Raw genomic sequence first — 22,108 nt, 5'->3', positions numbered from 1 at the left:
ATTGGCATCAGACAATGGTGAAGAGATTTGACAATTAACAAGAGAGCTTTTTGTAGAAACGTAAGTTTGACAAATTTTGATGTCGCTTTTGTTAAGCTTACGTTTCATATTTCAAACTTCCTTCAACTATTATCCCAATAATATGGATTTTCTCCGAAATTAACAATATATTTGCATCCTAATAACATGAATCAAACACATTATAATGCAAAAAACGATGGAATATTGGCAGAAAGATATTGAAACCATGAATCGCGAAGACTTGGAGAAACTACAGTTGGAGCGATTAAAAAAGACAATTGAAGCAGCCGGAAATTCTCCTTTCTACAACAAAGTTTTCAAGGAAAACGGCATAACAGCCGACAGTATCCAATCACTGGACGATTTGCAAAAGATCCCTTTCACGACGAAAGACGACCTTCGCAACAATTATCCGTACGGCATGGCGGCTATTCCTATCAAGGACTGCGTCCGCATCCACTCGTCGAGCGGCACGACCGGAAACCCGACAGTCGTGTTGCACTCGGCCAAAGACCTGGACCAATGGGCCAATCAGGTGGCACGCTGTATGTATATGGTAGGCATTCGCGACACGGACGTATTCCAGAACACTTCCGGCTACGGAATGTTCACCGGCGGATTAGGGTTTCAATACGGAGCTGAAAAATTAGGCTGCCTGACCGTACCGGCTGCAGCAGGAAATACCAAACGGCAGATCAAGTTCATCACGGATTTCGGGACGACCTGCCTCCACATCATTCCCAGCTATGCTACCCGCCTGGCGGAAGTGATGTATGAAATGGGCCTCGATCCCCGACGCGACACCAAACTGCACACCGTTTGTATCGGCGCCGAACCCCACTCGGAAGAACAACGCCGCCGGATCGAGCAGTTGTTAGGCGTAAAAGCATACAACTGTTTCGGGATGTCGGAGATGAACGGTCCCGGCGTCGCATTCGAATGTACGGAACAGAACGGACTCCATATCTGGGAAGATAATGTAATCGTAGAAATTATCGATCCGGTCACACTGCAACCGGTAAAAGAAGGTGAAGTCGGCGAAATGGTCCTGACGACCATCAATCGCGAGGCTATGCCTTTGCTCCGCTACCGTACCCGCGACCTGACCTGTGTCCTTCCGGGCGAATGCCCCTGCGGACGGACGCACAAACGCCTGGCACGTTTCAAAGGCCGCAGCGACGATATGATCATATTGAAAGGGGTCAACCTCTTCCCTATCCAGATCGAAAAGATACTGATGCAGTTTAAAGAACTGGGCAGCAATTATCTGATTACAATCGAAACGGTAGGAAACAATGACGAGATGCTGATCGAAGTGGAATTGAGCGACCTGTTTACCGATGATTACAGCGTTTTGCAACGTCTGACAAAGGAAATCACCCGCCAGTTGAAAGACGAGCTGCTTCTGACTCCCCATCTCAAACTGGTGGCCAAAGGGTCCCTGCCGGTACAGGAAGGAAAAGCCGTCCGGGTAAAAGACTTGCGTAAACTTTGCTGAACTCATACATCATACATCATACATCTAAAATCATAAATCAACATGACAGTCAATCAGATCTCCATTTTTCTGGAAAACAAATACGGTAAGTTAAGCGAAATCCTCGCTTTACTGGCCGAAGAGAAGATACGGATTATTGCCGCAACGGTAGCAGACACGTCCGAATACGGAATCCTGCGCATTATAGTCAGCGATCCGCAAAAGGCTTATAAAATCCTGAAGAGCAACAATGTCAGCGCGAACCTGACCGATGTGCTGGCAATCGTCACAAACTCCTGTGCAGGCAGTTTTGCCCAGACATTGTCCTGTTTCACGAAAGCCGGCGTCAGTATCGAATATATGTATTGCTTCTCAGCCAATGAGAAATCGATCCTGATCTTACGGACGAACAACCGGGAAGCCGCCCGCGAAGTGATCCGTCGTCAGAATCTGGAATATATTAATGAAAGTGATTTGATCAAATTATAAAAAGCAACAATACATGTTCGGAATAAGCGATCCCGGCATATGGCTGGCCTACCTGTTAGCCCTCGTCTGCCTGTTCTATTCCATTTGGTTCGGTGTAACCCATTGGAATAAAGGCGACGAGGATAGTACTAACCCACAACAGCCGGAAAAATGAACACACTGACTTTAGGTATCGTAGTAATCATCTATATGTTCATCCTGGCCTGGCTGGGATACATCGGATACAAACAGACGAAAAATGCCAGCGACTATCTGCTGGGGGGACGGAAAGTGAATCCCATCATCATGGCCCTTTCCTACGGGGCGACCTTTATCTCCGCATCGGCCATTGTCGGTTTCGGAGGGGTTGCGGCCACGTTCGGTATGGGAATCCAATGGCTTTGCTTATTGAATATGTTTATGGGCGTCGTCATCGCTTTTATCATATTCGGGCGGAACACCCGTAAGTTAGGCGAAAAGTACAATGCCCGCACATTCCCGCAATTATTGGGATTGCACTACAATTCGCGTGCCATACAGATATTCATTGCCGCCATCATCTTTATCGGCATGCCGCTGTATGCAGCAGTCGTGATGAAAGGAGGTGCGGTGTTCATCGAACAGATGTTCCATATAGACCTGCATCTGGCACTGCTTATTTTCACGCTTATAGTAGCGGCCTATGTCATCACGGGAGGTATTAAAGGCGTGTTATATACGGATGCTTTGCAAGCCGTCATCATGTTCGCCTGCATGCTGTTCCTGCTATTCTGGTTCTATCGGGTGATGGATATGGGCTTTATCGAAGCCAACCGGAAACTGACGGAAATCGCCCCGCTTGTCCCTGAACGGTTCAAGGAGGTAGGACACCAGGGATGGACAGCCATGCCGGTAACCGGGTCTCCGCAATGGTACACCCTCGTAACCTCGCTGATCTTGGGAGTCGGCATCGGCTGCCTTGCCCAACCTCAGTTGGTCGTACGCTTCATGATGGTGGAAAGTACCAAGCAATTGAACCGGGGCGTACTGATCGGTTGTGTTTTCCTGATCGTGACCGTCGGAGCCATTTATCATGTCGGAGCGTTATCGAACCTCTTTTTCCTGAAAACGGAAGGCGTGGTTGCATCGGAAGCCATCAAGGACATGGACAAGATTATACCGCTGTTCATCGACCGGGCAATGCCGGAATGGTTCAGTGCCGTTTTCATGCTCTGCATCCTGTCGGCAAGTATGTCTACGCTCAGTGCCCAGTTCCACACGATGGGGGCCTCTTTCGGGGCAGACATGTTCCCCAAGCTGGGACATAGGAAGAATGCCAACTCGACGATAGGCGTACGTATCGGAGTGCTTTGCTCCATCCTTGTCAGCTACATAATCTGCTATACGCTGAGCGCAGGAGTCATAGCACGCGGAACGGCCCTGTTCATGGGGATTTGTGCCGCCACTTTCCTCCCGGCCTACTTCTGTTCCCTTTTCTGGAAGAAAGCGACCAAGGAAGGAGCGCTGGCAAGTTTATGGACGGGAGCGCTGGCAAGTTTGTTCGCCATGCTGTTCCTCCACAAGGCGGAAGCCGGGGCGGTCGGTTTATGCAATATGCTGTTTGGGCGTGATGTCCTGATCGACGTTTATCCCTGGTTCGCCATCGATCCGATCCTGTTCGCATTGCCTTTATCCACCCTTGCGATGGTTCTCGTAAGCCTGATAACATATAAAAAGCAAGATATTTGAAGATATTAGATTTTATTAAAATCGGAAGAACAAAATTTAATACTTTACCTATTGACAATTACAGGAGTATCCGTACATTTGCAATGTGGTTTTTTCATAATAGTATTAGATTTAAGGTTAACAAAGTTGGTTAGGGGTTGTCGTGAGACAGCCTTTAATTTTTTATATACATGCCTTCCCTTTTCCCCTCCACCCCTGATAACTTGTCAGTCAAAATGTCATTTTGTTCGTTTGGCATTGTTTTTGTAACTAAACATTGCGTGAACAATTATAGTTATAGGTAACAATAAGTATAACATCAAAATATTTTATATCGGATTATGGCAAAACAAGGAAACATCGGTGTTACGAGTGAGAACATCTTCCCTATCATCAAAAAGTTTTTGTATAGTGATCACGAAATTTTTCTTCGTGAACTGGTATCTAACGCAGTTGATGCAACGCAGAAGTTGAAGACACTGGCTTCTGTCGGCGAGTTCAAAGGAGAACTGGGAGATTTGACTGTACATGTCAGCTTCGATAGCGATACGATCAAAATCTCCGACCGCGGTATCGGTATGACTGCCGAAGAGATCGACAAATATATCAACCAGATCGCCTTCTCCGGCGCTGAAGAGTTCGTTGAAAAATACAAGAACGACGCAGCCGCCATCATCGGCCACTTCGGACTTGGTTTCTATTCTTCTTTCATGGTTGCCAAGAAAGTGGAGATCGTCACCAAATCGTATAAAGAAGGAGCCGTTCCTATGAAATGGAGTTGCGACGGCACACCCGAATATACATTGGAAGAGACTGAAAAAGAAGATCGCGGTACGGATATCATCCTGTATATCGACGACGAGAACAAAGATTTCCTGAACAAAGACAAGATCAACAGCCTCTTGACCAAATACTGCCGTTACCTGCCGGTTCCCATCGCATTCGGGAAGAAGCAGGAATGGAAAGACGGCAAATATGTCGATACCGACGAAGACAATATCATCAACGATATCCAGCCGGCATGGGTTCGCAAGCCGACTGATATGACGGATGAAGACTATAAGAAATTCTATCAGGACCTGTATCCGATGTCCGATGAACCTTTGTTCTGGATTCACCTGAACGTGGATTATCCGTTCCACCTGACCGGTATCCTGTATTTCCCGCGCATCAAGAGCAACATCGACCTGCATCGCAACAAAATCCAGTTATACAGCAATCAAGTGTTCGTCACCGATTCGGTTGAAGGCATCGTCCCTGAATTCCTGACATTGCTGCACGGCGTGCTCGATTCTCCGGATATCCCGCTGAACGTGTCCCGTTCTTACTTGCAGAGCGATCAGAACGTGAAAAAGATCTCCAACCACATAATGAAAAAGGTGGCAGATCGCCTGGAAGAAATGTTCAAGAACGACCGTCCGCAATTCGAAGAAAAGTGGGACAGCCTGAAACTCTTCATCCAGTACGGAATGTTGAGCGAAGAAAAATTCTACGATCGCGCAGCCAAATTCGCCCTCTTGAAGGATGTAGACGGCAAATATTATACATTCGAAGAGTACAAAGCGCTGACGGAAGCCAACCAGACAGACAAGGAAGGCAACCTGATCTACCTGTACACAACAAATGCCAATGACCAGTACAGCTATATCCAGGCTGCAAAAGACAAAGCCTACAGCGTGCTGATCATGGACGGTCAGCTGGATGTCCATGCCATCAGCCAGATGGAACAGAAGTTCGAAAAGACACGCTTCGTCCGTGTGGATAGTGACACGATCGACAATCTGATCCGCAAGGACGATGTCAACAAGGTGACGCTGAACGAGGACGAAAAGAATGCCCTGCAAGAGATGTTCAAGAGCCAGCTGCCGAAGATCGAGAAGACGGACTTTATTGTCACATTCGAAGCATTGGGCGAAAGTTCCAACCCGGTCATGCTGACACAAAGCGAGTATATGCGCCGTATGCGTGAAATGTCAGCCATGCAGCCCGGCATGTCGTTCTATGGCGAATTGCCGGACAACTACAACTTGGTAGTGAACACAGACCATGAACTGGTTAAGAAAATCCTGACCGAAGAAGAAGCGGCCTGTGCCGAAAAACTGAATCCGATTCTTTCGGACCTGAAAGGCTGGAAGACACGTCAGTCCGACCTGCGTGAGGCTCAAAGCAAAAAGAAAGAAGAAGAAATCACTTCCGAAGAAAAAGAAGACATGACGAATACGAACAAAAAGATCGACGAACTGGTAGAACAACGCAACAGCATCCTGTCCGAATATGCCGGTGAAAACAAACTGGTCAGCCAGTTGATCGACCTTGCCTTGTTGGCAAACGGCATGTTGAAAGGCGAGGCATTGAGCCGGTTCATCAAACGCAGCGTTCAGATGATCGGTTAAACCGAAGCCGGAAAATAATAACAAAAGGGTGTCAAAATCCCCATTTCCGCACTTGATATGGGAAGGGGAAGTCGGACACCCTTTTTTATTCCGGCCGGCAACCGGAATCAAGTTTATCCGCATGATTAACAAAACGGACCCATTTTATGTTGTATTTTATATATCTCAAACTCTTGTAGTCTGAGAAATAACGACTACATTTGAATTCATTAAGCAGAGAAGATACAAGTATGAAAAGAATAGCTGTACTGACAGCCCTGTTGTTCGCGGCCTTACAAATAGGATATGCCCAGAAAGTGGGATTGGTTCTGAGCGGCGGCGGTGCGAAAGGAGCCGCCCATATCGGAGTGATCAAAGCACTGGAAGAAAACGGAATACCAATTGATTACATAACGGGGACATCTGCCGGTGCGATCGTCGGCAGCCTCTATGCGATGGGATATACGCCCGAAGAAATGGTAGACCTGATGCTCTCCGAGGAGTTCAGCTACTGGCAGACCGGTACGGTGGAAAACGAATACAAATACTATTTCAAACGCCCCGACCCGACACCGGAATTCGGACATTTCTCCATCGACATGACCGACTCGTTGCAGGTGAAAGCCAGTTTCTTCCCGCAAAGCCTGATCAACCCGATCCAGATGAACCAGGCGTTTATGGCCCTGTTCTCGCAGGCTACGGCAAAAGCCGGCTGGAATTTCGACAATCTTTTCGTCCCGTTCCGTTGCGTGGCCTCGGATATTTACAGCAAGAAAGCCATTATCTTCAAGAATGGAGACCTCGGAGACGCCGTCCGTGCATCGATGACATTCCCTTTCTTTTTCCAGCCGATCTGGAAAGACAGCGTTCCCATTTTCGACGGCGGCATCTACGACAACTTCCCGGTCGGCCCGATGAAAGAGGCTTTCCACCCGGACTTCATCTTCGGTTCGACAGTGGCAGGCGGCGACAACAAACCTTCGTCCAATCCTTATAACCAGCTTGAAACGATGATCATGCAGAAGACGGAATACGACGTTCCGGAAGACGAAGGGATGATGATCAAGTTCAGCTTCCCTACCGTCTCCCTGCTCGATTTCCAAAAAGCGCGGGATTTGATGGATATCGGCTACAAGCGGACGATGGCGATGATCGACTCCATCAAAGCGCGTGTCCCCCGGCGTGTGGAACTAAACGAAGTCAACAAACGCCGCGAGGCTTATAAGCAAGGCCTCCCTCCGCTGATTTTCCAGAATATATATGTGACAGGGGTGAATGAATCGCAGAAGAAGTACATTGAATCCCAACTACATCGCGACATCAACCATGAGTTCTCGATGGAAGAATTCAAGCGGGCCTATTTCAAGATGCTGACCTATTCAAAGATCAAAGAGATATTACCCCACGCCGTTTATAACCGGAAGGAAAAGAAGTTCGACCTGTATCTCGATGTCAAGATGAAGGAAGAGATCACAGTCGGATTCGGAGGCAACATCTCCTCCTATCAGGCCAACCAGCTGTTCCTCGGACTGGGATACCAGTATTTGAGACGGTATGCCGCCGATGTGAATGCCAATTTCCAGGTCGGCAATTCTTTCAGCGGCGTGATGCTGAACGGCCGTATCTATTTGCAGACGAGGATACCGACCTACCTGAACTGGCAAGGCGTATTCTCGGACAAGAAATACTCCGAAAGCCAGTCTTTGTTCTACGAAGACGTGTTGCCGGCTTTCATCCACCAGAAAGAATTGTACACGAAGGTCAAGTTAGGATTCCCGTTCCTGAACCGTGCCAAAGCGGAGATCGGTTTTGCATACGGCCGGCTGAACGATTACTATTTCCAGACTTCCAACATGACATTTCCGAACGCGACCACCGATCACAGCTGGTACGATCTGTTTGCCGGCTCTCTCAGCATCGAACGTAACTCGTTGGACTACAAACAATATCCGATCTCCGGGCGAAAACAATTCTTAGTGGCGCAATATGTAACCGGCACAGAAAAGTATATGCCGTCCCCCATTACGGATATGGGCTCATTCGACCGGAAAGTCCATAGCTGGCTGCAAATGAAAGGCGAATGGGAACAGTACAAGACGATCAGCCCGCATTTCAACCTCGGTTTTATGAGTGAGCTCGTGCTCTCCAGCAAGAACCTGATGAACAACTACACGGCTTCCGTTTTGCAAGCGCCCGCCTTCACGCCGACGCCGCATAGCCAGATTGTCTTCAACGAAGCGTTCCGTGCCAACCAGTACGTGGCATTCGGATTATCGCCGATCTGGAAATTCAGCAAACTGCTGCACTTCCGCCTCGACATGTACGGTTTCGCGCCGTTATACGAGATAAAGAAAGAAGAAGTATGGAACAACAGCACATACACGGCCATCCCCTATTACGGGAAATTCCTTCATTCTTTTAAGTATATGGGAGAAGCAGCCCTTGTTTTGCAATTGCCCTTCGCCAGCATCAGCCTGTACGCAAACGGATACAGTTATCCGGCGAAAAATTTCAATTTCGGCTTGAATATTGGTTATCTGATATTTAACCCGAAGATGCTTGATTAGTTAAAAAAAAGATATCAAAAAGGCTTGCAAATATAAAAGAAAGTGCTACCTTTGCACTCGCAATCACGAAATAATGGCCGCGTAGCTCAACTGAATAGAGTAGCTGACTACGGATCAGCCGGTTACAGGTTTGAATCCTGTCGCGGTCACCATTCAGATGAAGTTTAAACGAAAATATAAAGATTGGCCGCGTAGCTCAACTGAATAGAGTAGCTGACTACGGATCAGCCGGTTACAGGTTTGAATCCTGTCGCGGTCACCATTCAGATGAAGTTTAAACGAAAATATAAAGATTGGCCGCGTAGCTCAACTGAATAGAGTAGCTGACTACGGATCAGCCGGTTACAGGTTTGAATCCTGTCGCGGTCACAAAAAAAAGAGAATGTTACCAATTAGCATTCTCTTTTCTTGTTTTTTGAGGCATCATGAAAGTTCATTCTGCTCTTCACTATTTCCCGCCTTCTTTTGCGCCTCCATAAACTCCTGATGCAATTCGTAGAGCAAATCAATATCCTGTATGTCTTTAACACCCAATATCTCCTGTATCAAAGCAACCTTTCCGTTTTCAGCGTCTGTGTACGATATCATACTTTTCATGTTTTTTTAGATTATTCGAATTTACATTACTTGATATACCCAGATAAACAGTCTTGTTTTTTATATTGTTCACCGACCTCTGATATTTTTTCATTTCGCCACGTCAATCCGTTGCAGGCGGAGCGCGAGATGCCGAAACAGTATCTTGGGTGAAGTGCATATTTTAATCGATTTAAGACTGCACATATCTACTATTTTAAACAAAAACTCTACCTTTGCGAAAAGAACATATCACATTGGAGGTACAAGATTTACTAAAACAATATGCCGCTCATCCGCAGGTGGCGGCATTGAATACCCTGTTAAAAAGCGAAACGTCCCGCAATATATTTCTGAAAGGACTGAACGGTTCAGGGGCCGCAATGACAATAGCTTCTCTTTTTTCAAAAAGAAGGGGGAGCTATGTGTGCGTGTTGAACGACCTGGAGGAAGCCGGCTACTTTTATCATGATCTGGTGCAGCTCACCGGAGGCGACGGAATCTATTTCTTCCCCTCTGCCTACCGGCGTGCCATCAAGTACGGGCATGTGGACCCGGCCAACGAGATCCTGCGGACGGAAGTTCTCAGTACATTGCAGGATCCGACTGTCCCCTTCGTCATTGTCACCTATCCGGAAGCATTGGCGGAGAAAGTGATTTCACGGGAGGTCTTGAAAGAAAACACGCTGAAGATCAGTGTCGGCGAGAAGTTGGACAATATGTTTGTTTCCGACGTACTGGACGAATACGGCTTCGAGCAGGTAGATTACGTTTATGAACCGGGGCAATACGCGATGCGCGGCAGTATCTTGGATGTCTTCTCGTTCTCGTATGAATTTCCCTACCGTATCGACTTCTTTGGAAACGAGGTAGAGACGATCCGTTCGTTCGATGTGGAGACGCAGCTATCCAAAGAAAAACTGGACAGTATCCATATCGTGCCCGAAATGACAAAAGGGAACCGGACCAACTCGTCCCTGCTGGATTCATTGCCGTCCGAGACACTGCTCGCCGGCAAAGACCTGGCATGGGTAAAAGAGCGCATCGGCAGTATCTGGAATGAAGAGCCGGTCATCGGGGACGAAGAATCGTTTGCCGACATCGAACAACTACGGGCCAAGTTGATTACCGGAGAAGATTTCCTGCGTGCGGCGCTCGGTTTCCGCCGGCTCCATTTCGGTACGCGGCCAACGGGAGTAGCCGATGCCACCCTGGCTTTCTCAATGGAGGCACAACCGATCTATCACAAAAACTTCGACTTGGTAAGCGAATCTTTCCACAAATATTTAGAAGACGGCTATACACTATATATACTGAGCGACGTAGAAAAGCAAGCCGCCCGCATCCGGGCCATCTTCGAGGACCGGGGAGACGATCTCCCCTTTACCTCTGTCAACAAGACCATCCATGAAGGCTTCGCCGACGAGACTTTGCGCGTCTGCCTTTTCACGGATCACCAGTTGTTCGACCGCTTCCATAAATTCAACCTGAAAAGCGACAAGGCAAGAAGCGGGAAGCTTTCCCTGTCGTTGAAAGAGTTGAACCAATTCACGACCGGCGATTACATCGTACATATCGACCATGGCGTCGGACAGTTCGGCGGATTGGTCCGCACGGAAGTGAACGGCAAGATGCAGGAAGCCATCAAGCTGATCTATCAGAACAACGACATCATATTCGTCAGCATCCACTCCCTCCATAAGCTGTCCAAGTATAAAGGCAAGGACAGCGGGGAACCGCCCAAGCTGAGCAAGCTCGGAACGGGAGCCTGGGAGAAGATGAAGGAACGCACCAAGTCGAAAGTAAAGGATATCGCCCGCGACCTGATCCTCCTCTACTCCAAACGGAAACAGGAAAAAGGGTTCGCCTACAGCCCGGACAGCTTCATGCAACACGAACTGGAAGCCAGCTTCATCTACGAAGACACCCCGGACCAGATGAAAGCGACAGCCGATGTCAAAACCGACATGGAGAACGACCGCCCGATGGACCGCCTGATCTGCGGAGACGTGGGCTTCGGAAAAACGGAGGTAGCCATCCGCGCCGCTTTCAAAGCCGTTTCGGACAACAAGCAAGTGGCCGTGCTGGTCCCCACTACGGTGCTGGCGTTCCAGCATTACCAGACCTTCTCCGAACGGTTGAAAGATTTTCCCTGCCGGATCGAATATATCAGCCGGGCACGTACGGCGAAAGAGATAAGGGAAACCTTGAAAGGCCTGAAGGAGGGAGAGGTCAACATCATCATCGGTACCCATCGCATCGTCGGCAAAGACGTCACATTCAAAGACCTCGGCCTGCTGATCATCGACGAGGAGCAGAAGTTCGGCGTGTCCGTCAAAGAGAAACTGCGCCAGCTGAAAGCCAACGTCGATACGCTCACCATGACCGCCACGCCGATTCCCCGTACCCTGCAATTCTCGCTGATGGGAGCCCGCGACCTGTCGAGCATCACGACCCCCCCGCCCAACCGCTACCCGGTCCAAACGGAGGTGGAACGTTTTAACCCGGACATCATCCGCGAAGCCATCAACTTCGAGATGAGCCGTAACGGGCAGGTTTTCTTCATCAACAACCGCATCCAGAATATCTATGAAATGGAGGCGCTCGTCAAACGCGAAGTGCCGGATGCCCGTATCGCCGTCGGGCACGGGCAGATGGAGCCGGACAAGCTGGAAAAGATCATTCTGGATTTCGTGAATTACGAATACGACGTGCTGATCGCCACGAGCATCGTGGAGAGCGGCATCGACGTGCCGAATGCCAATACGATCATCATCAATAACGCGCAACAGTTCGGACTCAGCGACCTGCATCAATTACGCGGCCGTGTCGGGCGAAGCAACCGGAAAGCCTTCTGCTACCTCCTCTCTCCGCCCCTGTCAAGCCTGACGCAGGAAGCCCGCCGCCGTTTGCAGGCGATCGAGAACTTCTCGGAATTAGGAAGCGGCATTCATATCGCCATGCAGGACCTCGACATCCGGGGAGCCGGCAATATGTTAGGAGCCGAACAAAGCGGTTTCATCGCCGATCTGGGCTACGAGACGTACCAGAAGATCCTGGAAGAAGCCGTTGACGAACTGAAAGCGGAAGAATTTGCCGACCTGTATTCCGATGCCACCGAAAAGCGGCCCGACACCGGTAGCGAATATGTCCGCGAGACCTATATTGAAAGCGATTTGGAACTGATGTTCCCGCCGACCTATATCCCGAACGATTCCGAGCGCGTCTCCCTCTATCGCGAATTGGACAAGATGGAAGAAGAACGTGATATCCTTGCTTTCACCGAGCGTCTGAAAGACCGTTTCGGGAAAGTGCCGAGAGAAGGGAAAGAGCTGATCCGTGTCGTTCGCCTCCGCCGCATGGCAAAAGCGTTAGGCATGGAAAAAATCATTCTGAAAAAAGGGCAGATGAGCATCTTCCTCGTCACCAATCCCGAAAGTCCCTATTATGAGAGCGAAGCTTTCGACAAACTGCTCGGCTTCATCCAGAAGCATCCGCGTGAATGCACGCTTCGCGAACAAAACGGAAAACGCAGTATCGTGATCAAGAACGTACCGACGGTGGAGGCGGCCTGCGGCTACCTCGATGAGATAGAAAAAGTCCGGACAATCGAGCGGGGTTAACCTCGAACCGGGGTTCGGAGCATGAACCGCACGCCGTTTGCCCTTCCGAACACGTTCCGCGGCACGAACCGCATGCCGTTTGCCCTTCCGAACCTGTTCCGAGGCATGAACCGCACGCCGTTTGCCCTCCCGAACCTGTTCCGAGGCATGAACCGCACGCCGTTTGCCCTTCCGAACACGTTCCGCGGCATGAACCGCACGCCGGAGGGAAAGAACCCGGTCAATGAAGAGAATAAAAAGGCCCTTAAGCCACAAGAAGGTTCATAAGTATTTATCCAGCACCTTCATCAGAGTTGCGATATCGATCGGTTTAGCCAGATGGTAATTCATCCCTGCTTCGATGGCGTTCATCACATCTTCGGAGAAGGCATTCGCCGTCATGGCAACAATAGGTATGTTAGCGACATCCGAGCGGGCAAGCGTCCGGATACGGCGAGTCGACTCGTAGCCATCCATGACCGGCATCTGGATATCCATCAGAATCATTTGATAGTAGCCTTCTGCCGATCGGGATACGCTGTTTACGGCTTCAAGCCCGTTTACCGCCGTATCGATTGTGACACCTGTGCTTCCGATTATTTCGACTGCGATCTCCCGGTTCAATTCGTTGTCTTCCACCAGCAGGATCCGTTTGCCGGTGTAGTCGGCAACAGACAGTTTCCTGGGGCTTGCCACGGATTTCATCTCCTCATTCCTCGTAAACTTATTCAGCACCTGAAGCAATTTTGATTTGAACAGCGGTTTGGAGATGAAACCGTCGGCTCCCGCTTCCCTGGCATCAGCCTCATATTCTTCTATGTCATAAGCAGACAAAATGATGATCGGTACGTCCGGGCCTATCGCTCTTCTAAGCAGGCGAGTGGCTTCAATGCCATTCATGTCCGGCATCTTCAGGTCCATGATAACGATAAAGTATTCGTCGTTCATCTTTTGCCGCTTCTCAGCCATAGCGATCGCCTCCCGGCCGGAACAAACCCATTCGCTATCTATACCGATTTCCTCCAAGCAATTGCAAGTGCTCTCGCAAGCGATCCGGTCATCATCCACCACGAGGACGGACAATCCCCGGATCTTTATTGTCTCGGCTGTAGCTTGTTCCTGAAGTCGTAAAGGCATCTTGACCGTGAAACGGGAACCTTTTCCATATTCGCTTTCGACCCGGATCTCTCCACCCATCAATTGTATGATCTTATGGCTGATAGACATCCCAAGTCCTGTCCCTTGTATGCCTTTGATCAACCGGTCATCGGCCCGTTCAAACGGTTGGAAAATCTTTTCGAGAAATTCGGGCTCCATCCCTCTCCCGTTGTCCTCAAACACAAACTCATAGTTCCCCGTTCCATCTTGCGAAGGATGCTCGTCGATGCTTATCAGGATCCTTCCTCCATCCGGAGTGTACTTAACAGCATTGGAGAGAATATTCATCAGTACCTGCTTAATCCGCTGCGTGTCACCGATTACATTCTCATGTTGTATTCCCATCACATGAATATCCAGTTTATGCCGCTTGCTTTTAATTTCCGGTTGCATCATGACAATCAGGTCTTGCAGCAGTTCCCCGATGTTTAACTCATCGGCAGACAGATTTAACCTTCCACTTTCGATCTTAGACATATCCAGCACCTCGTTGATCAGGCTAAGCAGCAGTTTGGAAGCGCCCGTGATCTTATTCAGACAATCTAAAACCCGCTCCTTATCATCGATATGAGCAGCGGATATTGCCGTCATCCCCACTATCGCATTCATCGGAGTACGGATATCATGGCTCATACGCGCCAGGAAATCGGATTTAGCCTGATTGGCTTTTTCTGCCGCAATAAGCGCCTCTTTCAATTGCATCGACTGCTCTTCCAGCTTTTTCTGCAGCTCACGCTGTTCGGTGATATCCGTGATATCGATATACACGATCAGATACACCGGTTCTTCCCCTTCCCACCCGATGCACTCCCCGTTCAATTGCAACCAGACATCATTCCCGCAACAGCTTTCCGATCGGATGACAAAGTGGACGGATTCACCTTTCTGCATACGCGGGACATACTTATTCAGCAACTTACGGCTTTTCCTATCCAACCTCGAAAAAGGCGTAAAGGAGGAGAAAGATCCCTCGTCTACACCCGCAAAATGCTTATACTTGTCATTTGCTTCCATCAGCGTAAAACCACCGTCTTTTCTGATCCTATGCTTGGCTATGAAACCGGGAAGATTCTCGTAGGCAATCGTTTGTTCCAGCCGCGCCTGCATGATGTCTTCCACATCGGTCATGACCGTATAGGACATCGGGATACCGTCCTGAAGCTGATCGGTGAAGGTCGAAGTCAATTTGATCCATCTCAGTCCGCCCTTCACCGGCATCCGGGTGACAAGTTCATAGCCTTCCGCTTTATTTTCAATCGTTTCATAAACTTTTCCGGCTAATATGTTCCAGAGATCCTGATGTTCCTTATAATATAAATCCGGCCTGTTGTGAAAAAGAGTTTCATATTCTTCTTTGGAATACTTTATCAGATCATAATAAAAATCATTCGCCCACAAAAGGGTGAAGTGTTCGTCCAACAGATGCTTGCTGACACTGACACCTGTGAGCCCCATCAGCAGGCTATATTCGAGATTTGTTTCCGATTGCATGATTCAACGATATTTTCTGATTATAGTACACAGTTTGTTATAACGGATTTCCAAATCCTCTTGTTCTTCCGGTATCCTTCCCAATTCCCCATGCCTGAGCTGTTCCGTGATCGGGACCAGGACTTCCAATAAATATCCGAGTTCAAGATTGGCAGCAATGCCTTTCATCGTATGAGCCTGCATAAATGCTTGCGAAATATCTCCTGCATTTATAAACCCGATCATTCTTTGAAAAGAACGATCCTGAATAAATTTCAACAGAAATTTTTCATATAACGCTTCATTCCCCATAAAGCGATCTAACGCTTTATCGACATCGACCCCCACACCGACCAGTTCTTGTTTGTATTCGCTTGTCATATAAAATAAGTTAATAAAGTATTTGGGAACATCCCTCTGACCACACCATTAATAGCTCATAAGAAATTATGATTCTTATCCTTCTGCAAAGGAAGGATTATCGGCAATAAGATGCAAAATTCATTTTTGGCATTATATGTTCCATTCTTTTCATTTACTTCCGGGATATCAAATAATATCTATATTTGACGCCAAAAAGAAATTTCAAACATGGATAAGCACATTACCTGGCTCGATTCACCTACGGATATTATGGTTAGCAAGTACACTTCCGCCAGTGAGCTTAGACCCTATATCGGTTCCTTCTTTAAAATCAGATCCGCCGTTTTTATCCTCTGCATGGGAGGCACCATAGAATGCTCCGTAAATTCATCCGAATGTATCGTCAAACAATACAATGTCATAACGCTTGTGCCGAACAGTTTTGTAGAAGTACATACGATTTCTCCGGATATCGAACTCTATTTAGTCGCTTTTTCTTCCGATTTCATGGGGTGCGTCAATTACATAAGAAGCACGATGAATTGCATAACGTACATATACCGGAAACCGATCATGCCTGTTCCTGCAAGCACGGCTTGTCTGTTCAAAGACTTTTATGACGTTCTATCAGGATATACCACCCGTCTCCATACGGTGGTCAACAAAGAGATGACAAAAGCAATTTTCATGATCTGCAGCCAGGGAAGCGTGGGACTATACAAAAAAAACGAGCCATTGGATGAACATGAGTTGAACCGTTATACCGAGATCTTCCAGAACTTTTTAGACTTGGCGCTAAAATTTTACACCACCCAGCATAACGTTTCTTTTTATGCGGAGAAGTTAGGGCTGACACTTTCCTATTTCTGTACATCCGTAAAAAAGGCGATTGGCAGGACTCCGTTGGAAATCATCGTCCAAATCATCATCACGGATGCCAAAGCCGAATTAAAAGGCACGAACCTCGAAATCAAAAAGATTGCGATCGGATTGGGGTTCAGCAACCTGTCGTTCTTTAATAAGTTTTTCCGCCAACATGTAGGGATGACGCCACAGGAATACAGAGGGAAATCATATACTTTTTGAATCCGCTGCCGTTTCACGCGCACGGATGCTTACAACCGTTCTTACACAAAGCGTTAAAAATTCAAGCACAATGAAAGTCCCGGACGATAAGAAACAGAACCGTTTGGCAACGGCGAAACGAGGCTCCGGCCTTGCAAAGAAAGCGAACGGGCTTTCTGCTTGTTGGAACGGGCCAAACCGAACATCGGGACACTGGCTAACACCAGACAGCCTCCACCAATCAGCGCTCCTATCGCTTTGTCCTGAGACATATCTGAAAAAAGCCCATACCCCACTCCGCCAACCCCGGCCAACAAAGAGGTCCATCCCAAGGTCTTGAAGAGTTTATGCCTTTTCCAATAGACGGACTGTTGGATTTGAGGATGATCAAACGTCGCTGAGATATCCGAAACACCAGAAACAGTCTGTTCCGTCATGCCACAACAACAATTATCTGCGGGCATTTTATCCTGCCCACAGACGGATGTTGCCAACAATGAGATCAAAAGGAATGAAACAAATTTCAATTTCATATCATTATAACTTAACTACAAATGTACTCTCTTTTTCTTTCATGCCGAATGTTTCCAACCCACCTTCGTCACCTTAAAACCAACTATCGGTATCCTCCCTTTTCAGAATTGGAAATAGATGAACGGCTGCACGCCGGCACTCTTGAACTGCACGACCACGAAGATCGCAATCGCCAGCATCACCGCCTGCACAAGCAAAGGGGAACGGGTCACGACTGCCTGCAAGCCGTTTTCCGCCGATTTCGGCATGAAATGCAGGACATACCCCACCACCATCAAAACGAATACGCCTTTATAGCCCATCACGAACTGCGTGAAGACCTCCGGATGGAAGTTCGTGAAAATCTGCGTCAGCATCTCGCCTACCGCCTGCATCGAGTCGGCACGGAACAGGATCCAGCCGAAGCAAACCAGATGGAAAGTGACCAGGACGCCCAACACTCTTCTCCAGGGCTTCATTTCCGATCCCAACGGCTTGAAGCTGCTGAAATGGTTCATCATGAACTTATGGACGGCCAGCGCGACCCCATGCAGGGCGCCCCAAAGGATGAAGCTGACGGAAGCCCCGTGCCACAGACCGCCCAGCAGCATCGTAATCAGCAGGTTCAGATACGTTCGTATTTTCCCCTTCCTGTTGCCTCCGAGCGATATATACAGATAATCTTTCAACCACGAAGAAAGCGAGATATGCCAACGCCGCCAGAACTCCGTGATGGTCGCCGACTGGTAAGGCGAATCGAAGTTCATGTTAAAGCGGAACCCCAACAGCAACGCGATCCCGATCGCCATATCCGAATAGCCGGAAAAGTCGCAATAGATCTGCAAAGCATAGCCATACACGCCCAACAGGTTTTCCACCCCGGTGTAGAGCAAAGGGGCATCGAAGATACGGTCGACGAAGTTCAGGCTGATATAATCGGAGATGACCGTCTTCTTGAAAAGCCCGCACAAGACGAGGAAAAGCCCTTCGCCGAACTCCGCCCGCGTGACGACCGGCGTCTTGTAAATCTGCGGGATGAAATCACGTGCCCGGACAATCGGACCGGCTACCAGTTGCGGGAAGAAAGAGACGTAGAAGACATAGTCGATCCAACGCCGGAGGGGTTCGATCCTTCCCCGATAGACGTCGATCACATAACTGATGGTCTGGAACGTAAAGAAGGAGATGCCGACCGGCAGGAAGATATCCAAGGGTTGATAGGTGATGCTCTGCAACGACGTATTTCCTAACTGGTATCCTAATTCGTGGGCGGCGGCAGCCACGATCTCGCGGAGGAAATTGAAGTATTTGAAATAGCCTAACAGCCCCAGGTCGATACACAGGCTCAGGACGACCCACGCCTTGCGCCTCCACCGGGAAGCCGTCGCGGCCATGCACCGCGCGATGCAAAAATCGGATGTCGCGACAAACAGCAGGAGAAAGAAAAACAATCCGCTGCTCTTATAATAGAAATAGATGGAAAACAACGTGACATAGATGATGCGTGCCAACAGATGTTTCCTGAGCGACATATAAATGATCAGGAAACCGATGAAAAGAAAGAAAAACAATCCGCTGCTGAATAATATCGGGGCATTTTGCTGATAAATTAAAAGGTCTTTCAATTTATCAACTGAAAAGTGAGAAGTGAAAAGTGAAAAGTGAATGTCCATTACTTTCCAATCCGCCAATAATCCCGTCCACATATTTATATTTATAAATCCGTCCATTTTATTATTCAATTTTCAATTCTCACTTTTCAATTTGCCCTGCATCAGGGCACGGTATAACAAGATTCCCTGCTCGCGATAGCCTTCCTTTGTGAAATGGATGCGGTCGCGGCCCATCAACTTTTCTTTCTGCCATTTGGCACAAGAGCTTTTCCCTCCTGTGGCGGCAAACAAATCCCAGCAGGCAACGCCTTCCTCACGGGCCGCTCTCACGATTGTCCTGGCGGCAAGCTGGGTGTTCGCGTTACGGACATACGTCCGTTTCTTGTTGACATACGTCCGTTTGTAACATTCCGGCGGAGTGGTGAGCAGGATGGCCGTACCAGGCATATATTTCTTGACGAGAGAGACAAACGAGCGTACCTGCCCGCCAAACTCTTCCGAGTTAAAACGGCGGCCGAAAGTCTCGTTCGTTCCCATCGAGATGATCAGCAGGGAAGGCTTCAGCAAAGCCAGCTGGCGCACGTAGGACTCATCCGTGTAATTGACATACATCGCCCCGTTCACACCGACCGAATGATAGAGGACGCCCGGACGGCCGTTTGTCAGGCTGAAACCGTAATAGACATTCCTGAAGGAAGAGGCCGGAAGCAGCTGATCCGTTCCCTGTTTACGCCGGGTACTGTGCAACTGCAACGTATCTACCGGATAAGCGATACGGAACGTATCGGCCAGGACACCTGCGACAGCCGGAGCCGTGGCCAACGAGGTCTTTACGGAATCTTTGAGCGGGCCTGCCGGCAACATCGGCATGGCTTTCTCCCCCCGGTAGAGGATCGCCTGGTTGAAGGAATAGCCGGCTCCGTTGTTAGGCGCTATCCGGACATCCAAATTGATAGAGGGGGAAACAGACTGGATGCCGATCCCGCCGATCCCGACCGGGCATTTTTTATTACTCTGGATGCAACGTCCCGCCACCCATTCGCGGACGGAAGAAGAGATGAAATAGTCGTCCGGCTCATTCGTCTTACTCAATTTGAACGGAGCGATCCATCCGCGTCCGGCATTCCCGAACTGCGCCTGCAAGAGACGCATCATCTTGCCGGAAAAATAACCGGCCTGTATGTGGGAATCGCCTAAATGGACGATCGTCAATACGGTGTCCTTTCCCGCCCTGAGCGAATCCAGTCCGGCAAAGAAGGGCTGCAACGACGAGGGCGACAGGATCGAGTCGATCTCCTTCCCGATCGAATAAGTGCGGGAAGGGAGCGGGATCGTGTCGAAACCGGCCGGTTCCCGCGCCTGGCGCGGATTCGCCAAAGAACTATCTTTATCCTGATAAAGCCGGTTCCCCTGCAATTCCACGTTTAACGCAGAACCGGGTAGCTTTCCTTTGGCACCGGCGGCGCTGATGCCTATCAAAACCAGGTAAGCCGATAGGCTAACGAGCCACTTTGTCTGCTTCATCATAAAACTCCTTTTCTAATAATATTGCTTTCAACAAGGCAGAAGCGATCTCTTTTCCTCCCCTGAAACTCAAATGCGTATAATCTTTACTGGCCCAGTTGTTCTCCACGAAGCGGACCATGCTGTTCTCTCCTCCCATCGCCCCGAAGACATTCCAGAACGCGACGCCCGAACGGCGGGCTGTCTGCCGCTGTGCGTGCAGCAAGGCCAATACGGCGGGCATCGTTTCGAATGTCCCGTCCACCTGCCGGCTCCTGTCCGAAACGCCCAACATCAGGATATCGGCATCGGGGAAACAGACGCGCACGTGGCGTACGGCTTCTTCCATCCGCTTGGCGTACCAGCCGTACTGGAGCATGCTGTCGCTGACGATATTCAACCCGTACTGCAAAACGACCAGGTCATAGGGGCGTATCGCGTTCAACTCCCGGCTACGGGCGCTGTCCAGCCTCGAAAGGATCATCCCCGAATTGCCGCGCAACGAATAATTGTCCACGATCACCCCGGAATTATCTTCGAGCGCGACTCCGAGAGCCCGGAAACCGGCCGTATCGGCAAAGCTGAAAGCGGCTTCCGTAAAGGTCCCTGTTTGTTCATATTGCGTGATGACGGATGTCGGCTCCAATGTTTCGCGGATCGTGTCCTGCGTGCCGTTGCAAACCAACGTCATCCGGGTGCGGGTATTCTTTTCATACAAGAGCTTGAGGGAAGAAACCGTTTTCAATTCCGGATAGCGGTCTGTCGTCTTGACCGAGATAGTCGGCTTCTCGCCTTTCGGTTCGAACGTCATCCCGGAAAGCGTAAACCGGTGACGGTGGTCCGTCAGCATGGACCAGGTGGTCCAGCCTTCGGCCTTTTGCTCGACCGTCGGACGGAACTGGGCGGCTACCGACGTAACCGGGACGAAACCGACTCCGCGCCCTCCGAACCGCTCCTGCATTCCCGAACGGAAATCGGCCACCACGATATCGCCTTCGATAAACGAATCGCCCAAAAAGGCGACACGCACCGGGCGATCCGCCTGCCTGCTATTCCTCAAAGCGGCAAAGAACCGTTTCAGGCCGATGTGGCCGACGGAGTAATCCTCGATACGCGTTCCCAGCGAATCGGCTCCCTTGTCCGCGTACATAACCTTGTAGAGCGAATCGCGCAGTGCAAGGGCGACGGAATCGATACCGGTCGTTTTCAGGATCGAATCGCGCATGGCGGCCGAATCTATCCGGACCGTATCCGGTTGTTCCAGTTGCATACGCAAGGAATCCATAGACAGGGATTCAGGCTTTACCCTGAGATCGGAAAGCAAATCAACCTTTTTTATTTTCATTCCGAACAGCTGGTCCGGTAAGTAATAAAGCCCCAAACAGATACCTAACGCAATCAGTAGCAGGAGCAAAAGCCTGCCGAAATTATTATCTTTATTCATCTAAGTCCTCTCTTTCGAAGCCACAAAGATAAGAAACAAACGCAATTTATTACAAACTCTGTCGTTTCATATATACATATCCGTTACTTTTGGCTTGATCCAAAAGTAACCAAAAGATCAAGGCCGAACCTGCTTCGCTACTCCGTTCCCTTCGTTCGCTGTCGCGTCTGAAACTCGCTTCGCTCAAAC

The 22,108-nt window shown here is 49.2% G+C and carries 16 protein-coding genes and 3 tRNA genes; 12 read left to right on the top strand and 7 right to left on the bottom strand.

Annotated elements, in window-relative coordinates; genetic code table 11:
* Positions 1-217: 217 nt before the first annotated feature.
* The 9 genes from RDN79_RS06950 (at position 218) to RDN79_RS06910 (ending at position 8,981) form a co-directional block, all read left to right on the top strand.
* Positions 218-1,519 carry a phenylacetate--CoA ligase family protein gene (locus RDN79_RS06950; protein ID WP_298553364.1) on the top strand — a complete coding sequence of 434 codons (1,302 nt, stop codon included), beginning with the start codon at positions 218-220 and terminating at the stop codon, positions 1,517-1,519.
* Positions 1,520-1,561: 42 nt separating this feature from the next.
* Positions 1,562-1,987, top strand: coding sequence for an acetolactate synthase (locus tag RDN79_RS06945; protein ID WP_298553354.1), 426 nt, complete (start codon positions 1,562-1,564; stop codon positions 1,985-1,987).
* 13 nt (positions 1,988-2,000) lie between these two features.
* Complete coding sequence (locus tag RDN79_RS06940; RefSeq protein WP_298553352.1) at positions 2,001-2,141, top strand: symporter small accessory protein; 141 nt, start codon at positions 2,001-2,003, stop codon at positions 2,139-2,141.
* Positions 2,138-3,694: a sodium:solute symporter gene (locus tag RDN79_RS06935; protein ID WP_298553350.1), complete on the top strand. Its 1,557-nt coding sequence runs from the start codon at positions 2,138-2,140 to the stop codon at positions 3,692-3,694. The genes RDN79_RS06940 and RDN79_RS06935 overlap by 4 nt, the downstream gene beginning before the upstream one ends.
* Positions 3,695-4,014: 320 nt before the next feature.
* The gene (gene htpG / locus RDN79_RS06930; RefSeq protein ID WP_298553348.1) at positions 4,015-6,066 is read left to right on the top strand and encodes a molecular chaperone HtpG; all 2,052 of its coding nucleotides are present in this window, start codon (positions 4,015-4,017) and stop codon (positions 6,064-6,066) included.
* Between the two features lie 230 nt (positions 6,067-6,296).
* Positions 6,297-8,612: a patatin-like phospholipase family protein gene (locus RDN79_RS06925; protein ID WP_298553346.1), complete on the top strand. Its 2,316-nt coding sequence runs from the start codon at positions 6,297-6,299 to the stop codon at positions 8,610-8,612.
* 75 nt (positions 8,613-8,687) lie between these two features.
* A tRNA-Arg gene (locus RDN79_RS06920) sits at positions 8,688-8,764 on the top strand.
* A gap of 33 nt (positions 8,765-8,797) precedes the next feature.
* Positions 8,798-8,874, top strand: a tRNA-Arg gene (locus RDN79_RS06915).
* 33 nt (positions 8,875-8,907) lie between these two features.
* A tRNA-Arg gene (locus RDN79_RS06910) sits at positions 8,908-8,981 on the top strand.
* Between the two features lie 54 nt (positions 8,982-9,035).
* Here the strand turns inward: RDN79_RS06910 and RDN79_RS06905 are convergent.
* Positions 9,036-9,200, bottom strand: coding sequence for a hypothetical protein (locus tag RDN79_RS06905; RefSeq protein WP_308573023.1), 165 nt, complete (start codon positions 9,198-9,200; stop codon positions 9,036-9,038).
* Positions 9,201-9,445: 245 nt separating this feature from the next.
* Between RDN79_RS06905 and mfd the strand changes: the two genes are divergently transcribed.
* Positions 9,446-12,811, top strand: a complete 3,366-nt coding sequence (mfd, locus tag RDN79_RS06900; protein ID WP_298553362.1) for a transcription-repair coupling factor — start codon at positions 9,446-9,448, stop codon at positions 12,809-12,811.
* Positions 12,812-12,832: 21 nt separating this feature from the next.
* Entirely contained in the window at positions 12,833-13,078 is a 246-nt protein-coding gene (locus RDN79_RS06895) for a hypothetical protein (RefSeq protein ID WP_298553342.1), read from the top strand.
* Here the strand turns inward: RDN79_RS06895 and RDN79_RS06890 are convergent.
* Both RDN79_RS06890 and RDN79_RS06885 read right to left on the bottom strand, forming a co-directional pair.
* A complete protein-coding gene (locus tag RDN79_RS06890; protein ID WP_366139643.1) occupies positions 13,073-15,439 on the bottom strand; it encodes a response regulator in 2,367 nt (788 codons plus the stop codon). The two genes, RDN79_RS06895 and RDN79_RS06890, sit on opposite strands and share 6 nt — an antisense overlap.
* A 3-nt stretch (positions 15,440-15,442) precedes the next feature.
* The gene (locus tag RDN79_RS06885; protein WP_298553340.1) at positions 15,443-15,799 is read right to left on the bottom strand and encodes an Hpt domain-containing protein; all 357 of its coding nucleotides are present in this window, start codon (positions 15,797-15,799) and stop codon (positions 15,443-15,445) included.
* A 210-nt stretch (positions 15,800-16,009) separates the two neighbouring features.
* Here RDN79_RS06885 and RDN79_RS06880 point away from each other — a divergent pair, with 210 nt between their 5' ends.
* Complete coding sequence (locus RDN79_RS06880) at positions 16,010-16,867, top strand: AraC family transcriptional regulator (protein WP_298553338.1); 858 nt, start codon at positions 16,010-16,012, stop codon at positions 16,865-16,867.
* Positions 16,868-16,920: 53 nt separating this feature from the next.
* Here RDN79_RS06880 and RDN79_RS06875 read toward each other — a convergent pair whose 3' ends face one another.
* From RDN79_RS06875 to RDN79_RS06860, 4 genes are all read right to left on the bottom strand, one after another.
* A complete protein-coding gene (locus RDN79_RS06875) occupies positions 16,921-17,379 on the bottom strand; it encodes a hypothetical protein (RefSeq protein ID WP_298553336.1) in 459 nt (152 codons plus the stop codon).
* A gap of 102 nt (positions 17,380-17,481) precedes the next feature.
* Positions 17,482-19,032, bottom strand: a complete 1,551-nt coding sequence (locus RDN79_RS06870) for an MBOAT family protein (RefSeq protein WP_298553358.1) — start codon at positions 19,030-19,032, stop codon at positions 17,482-17,484.
* 72 nt (positions 19,033-19,104) lie between these two features.
* The gene (locus RDN79_RS06865) at positions 19,105-20,499 is read right to left on the bottom strand and encodes a GDSL-type esterase/lipase family protein (protein WP_298553334.1); all 1,395 of its coding nucleotides are present in this window, start codon (positions 20,497-20,499) and stop codon (positions 19,105-19,107) included.
* On the bottom strand, positions 20,471-21,919 hold the full coding sequence (locus RDN79_RS06860) for a hypothetical protein (RefSeq protein WP_298553332.1): 1,449 nt from the start codon (positions 21,917-21,919) through the stop codon (positions 20,471-20,473). The genes RDN79_RS06865 and RDN79_RS06860 overlap by 29 nt, the downstream gene beginning before the upstream one ends.
* Between the last annotated feature and the right edge of the window lie 189 nt (positions 21,920-22,108).

Origin of the sequence: uncultured Parabacteroides sp., from assembly GCF_902493135.1 — a bacterium.
Classification (GTDB): domain Bacteria; phylum Bacteroidota; class Bacteroidia; order Bacteroidales; family Tannerellaceae; genus Parabacteroides.
Note: the sequence above shows the minus strand (reverse complement) of the source record. Positions and strands in the feature narration are given on the sequence as shown.

Bases quoted from the DNA above. Each gene is read 5' to 3' on its own strand.
- RDN79_RS06940 (WP_298553352.1), top strand. From the start codon at position 2,001: ATGTTCGGAATAAGCGATCCCGGCATATGGCTGGCCTACCTGTTAGCC.
- RDN79_RS06870 (WP_298553358.1), bottom strand. From the start codon at position 19,032: ATGGACATTCACTTTTCACTTTTCACTTCTCACTTTTCAGTTGATAAA.
- RDN79_RS06935 (WP_298553350.1), top strand. From the start codon at position 2,138: ATGAACACACTGACTTTAGGTATCGTAGTAATCATCTATATGTTCATC.
- RDN79_RS06925 (WP_298553346.1), top strand. From the start codon at position 6,297: ATGAAAAGAATAGCTGTACTGACAGCCCTGTTGTTCGCGGCCTTACAA.
- RDN79_RS06875 (WP_298553336.1), bottom strand. From the start codon at position 17,379: ATGAAATTGAAATTTGTTTCATTCCTTTTGATCTCATTGTTGGCAACA.
- RDN79_RS06880 (WP_298553338.1), top strand. From the start codon at position 16,010: ATGGATAAGCACATTACCTGGCTCGATTCACCTACGGATATTATGGTT.
- RDN79_RS06950 (WP_298553364.1), top strand. From the start codon at position 218: ATGGAATATTGGCAGAAAGATATTGAAACCATGAATCGCGAAGACTTG.
- htpG (WP_298553348.1), top strand. From the start codon at position 4,015: ATGGCAAAACAAGGAAACATCGGTGTTACGAGTGAGAACATCTTCCCT.
- RDN79_RS06890 (WP_366139643.1), bottom strand. From the start codon at position 15,439: ATGCAATCGGAAACAAATCTCGAATATAGCCTGCTGATGGGGCTCACA.
- RDN79_RS06860 (WP_298553332.1), bottom strand. From the start codon at position 21,919: ATGAATAAAGATAATAATTTCGGCAGGCTTTTGCTCCTGCTACTGATT.
- RDN79_RS06905 (WP_308573023.1), bottom strand. From the start codon at position 9,200: ATGATATCGTACACAGACGCTGAAAACGGAAAGGTTGCTTTGATACAG.
- RDN79_RS06865 (WP_298553334.1), bottom strand. From the start codon at position 20,499: ATGATGAAGCAGACAAAGTGGCTCGTTAGCCTATCGGCTTACCTGGTT.
- RDN79_RS06885 (WP_298553340.1), bottom strand. From the start codon at position 15,799: ATGACAAGCGAATACAAACAAGAACTGGTCGGTGTGGGGGTCGATGTC.
- RDN79_RS06945 (WP_298553354.1), top strand. From the start codon at position 1,562: ATGACAGTCAATCAGATCTCCATTTTTCTGGAAAACAAATACGGTAAG.
- RDN79_RS06895 (WP_298553342.1), top strand. From the start codon at position 12,833: ATGAACCGCACGCCGTTTGCCCTTCCGAACACGTTCCGCGGCACGAAC.